3 protein-coding genes are annotated in these 2,711 nt (G+C 56.8%); 1 reads left to right on the top strand and 2 read right to left on the bottom strand.

The annotated features are described in order from the left end of the window. Window positions 1-284: DUF2959 family protein (locus ABJK70_RS23270; protein ID WP_347259284.1), on the top strand; the 284-nt coding region annotated here is incomplete at its 5' end. 609 nt (window positions 285-893) lie between these two features. Here ABJK70_RS23270 and ABJK70_RS23265 read toward each other — a convergent pair. Both ABJK70_RS23265 and ABJK70_RS23260 read right to left on the bottom strand, forming a co-directional pair. After that, a complete protein-coding gene (locus tag ABJK70_RS23265; RefSeq protein WP_347259283.1) occupies window positions 894-2,264 on the bottom strand; it encodes a HAMP domain-containing sensor histidine kinase in 1,371 nt (456 codons plus the stop codon). Window positions 2,265-2,456: 192 nt separating this feature from the next. Continuing rightward, on the bottom strand, window positions 2,457-2,711 hold a 255-nt coding region (locus ABJK70_RS23260; RefSeq protein WP_347259282.1), incomplete at its 5' end, for a hypothetical protein.

Here is a 2,711-nt window from a genome sequence, read left to right as displayed (position 1 = left end):
CGTCGCTCAAGCGCAGCAGCCAGCAAAAGCTCACGGGGACGCGCCGGCGCTACGATCAGCTCATCGCCGCCATGAAACGCGCCGAATCCAAAATGGAGCCGGTATTGCTGACGTTCCGCGATCAGGTTCTATTCCTGAAGCACAACCTCAATGCCCAAGCCATCGCCTCCCTGCGGGGCGAACTCGACAGCCTCCAAACCGATATCTCGGCGCTTATAAGGTCCATGGAAGTGTCGATCCGGGAGGCGGACGAGTTCATCAAGTCGGTTGGTGGTCCCGCCTGACAAGACATTGAGTCTGTCCAGTGGGCCGTTCGCCCTGAGTTCGTCGAAGGGCCTGTCCTGAGCGTGTCGAAGGGTTCGAGGGCCTGCTGGTACAGGCTCTTTGCTATGTCTTCGAAGGAATCCGCGTGCGCCCGGCAGCAAAACCGGTTATTCCCTAATGAACAGCCGTCCTCGGGGTGCGATAGATCTATGGTGAAAGTCGGAGAGTTTCATGGAGTGTCTTCCCATCGATAACTTGACCCAAACCGACTCTTGACTGGTATAGGATGCTGCCGACGATAGGAGGCGCATCGGTCGCGATCGATGGGTTCATGCCGGACAATCCCTGTCCGGCACCCTATGGGCGGCCTCGCCACGCTACGCTGTCCCGCTTCGCTCGCGAGTCCGGGGCAGTTCAGATCGATGCGCTTCACTTTGTTCAGCACATCCTATGCCCTGAAACTCGCAGGTTTGGATAATCTCAGCTAGTGTAGGGCGCATTAGCTTTAGCGTAATGCGCCGAATGGAAGGTTCCCATGCGGCGGCGGGTTGTCGGGGCACTACCCGGATGACCGTTTGCGATTGGGATACGCTATTCCGCCCTAGATAGGTTATATGGGCTGCTTTTACTTAAGAAACCTCCACCAGCGGAAGTTCGACCCGGATGCGGGCGCCCTGTTCGTCCTGCCGCGGTTCGATGCTTTCGACTTTTCCCTGGTGATTGGCCACGCACTCGCTCACGATCGCCAGCCCCAAGCCGGCACCCTCGGTGTCGGTCATGTGGGCCGCCTTGCCTCGAAAAAACGGCTCGAATATCCGCGTACGCTCCGTGGTGTCTATTCCGGGACCGTCATCTTCGACCTCCAGTTGCATACCGGTTCCCAAGTCACGAAGAATGATCCGGATCTTGCCCCCTTCCGGAGAAAACTTGATGGCGTTGGAGAGCAGATTGTCGACAATCGTCCGCACCTGGTCGGGAACACCGAGGAATTCGACCGGCTGGATCAACTCCTTGATGGTGAGGGACTTCGCATTTAGGGAGTCCCGATAATCTTCGATCACCGATGCCAGCAACGTCTTCATGTTCACCGCGTCCTTCGGTTGCGGCGATGGATTGTCCTTGACCTGGCCATAGTGGAGCGACTCATCGAACAGGTTTTGCAGTTTCTGAACGTCCTGGCTCAGCCGCGCCAACAGGTCGCGTTGCTTCGGATTCAACGCCTCGGCCATAAGCAGGCCGGTGCTTTCGAAAATGCCGGAAAGCGGCGTTTCGAATTCGTTCGAGACTTTGCTCATGAACTGTTGCTTCGACTCTTCCCGACCCAGCAAACGGGTGCGCAGCCAGTCGAGCCGATCACCGAGAAGCCGAAGGTTTTTCGGTCCGGTAACCCGGATGGGTTTGCCGAAGTCTCCCGCTCCCAGTCTTCGGATGGATTCGTCCAGTTGCCGGACCGATCGGGTAAACACGGCCAGCAGACCCGAGCCGAAGCCAACGCAAATGAGCAACAGAATGCCCAGAATGGCCCCCTTGACCAGAAGGTCCTGCCGAACCGCTCGATCAATTCGGCTCAAACCGTCCTGCCAGAACCCGTTCACGGCATCCTCCAACCCGTAAAAGGTTTCGTCTATCGACAACCTGGCTTTAGCCTCGGCCCCAAAGTCGGCGATTCGGTCATAAAACCGTTTTTTCTTTTCCGATAACTCGTTGACGAGAGGCGTCAATTTATCGTCGTCTTCGGCCCTGAAGAGTTTGTCCAATGCCTGCTCGACCGATGCATGAATGTCTTGCAGCGCAGCAGGCAGGGGCGTAACGCGATCGGCAAGTCCGCCGAACCCGCCGTGGCTTTGCACGAGCACGAGCCCGAGAGCGCTAAGGCCGAGGAGCGCCGCAAGCACGAGACGCCATCTGGTCCGCACGGGTTTTCCGGATTTGTGTACCTTGCGCACTTCTCCGGGCACCGAAACCCGATCCTTCCAATAATCCTGATCTTGCACCACCATAGGACACTCCTTGAGCAGTAAGTCCTGAGAGAGTTCAGTGACGGAAAATTGACACTAAACGGGTGTAAAGGTCAACCTGTCGTACCGAGTGCCCGTGACACGGGCACTTCGAACGGAAAACTTCAGGGCCGTTTTTGTCTCGGCGGCGAAATACTGTCGATATCCGGCTTGCCGGCGAACTGCAAGACACAGTCAGACCTTTGTTGTTTGCTTCTTGAAATGAAAGAAGCCAAATTCAAAAAAGTAAACGCCTGACCCTAGAGCACTTTCCGATTCGGTATCAGGGAGCCCGATAGGTAGGTCGGCAATCCCTTCCCAATCGCAAACGGTCGCTTTAGTCGCGACCCTTCCAATCGCAAACGGGAACTTTGGGAGCACCAAAGTCCCCCTTCCAATCGCAAACGGCCGTCCTGGGAGCGCCAGGACGCCCCTTCCCACAAAGTCCTT

Source organism: Methylocaldum sp., assembly GCF_039794385.1.
GTDB lineage: Bacteria > Pseudomonadota > Gammaproteobacteria > Methylococcales > Methylococcaceae > Methylocaldum.
The sequence above is the reverse complement of the archived record's forward strand: the minus strand, read 5'-3'. Positions and strand labels throughout refer to the sequence as shown.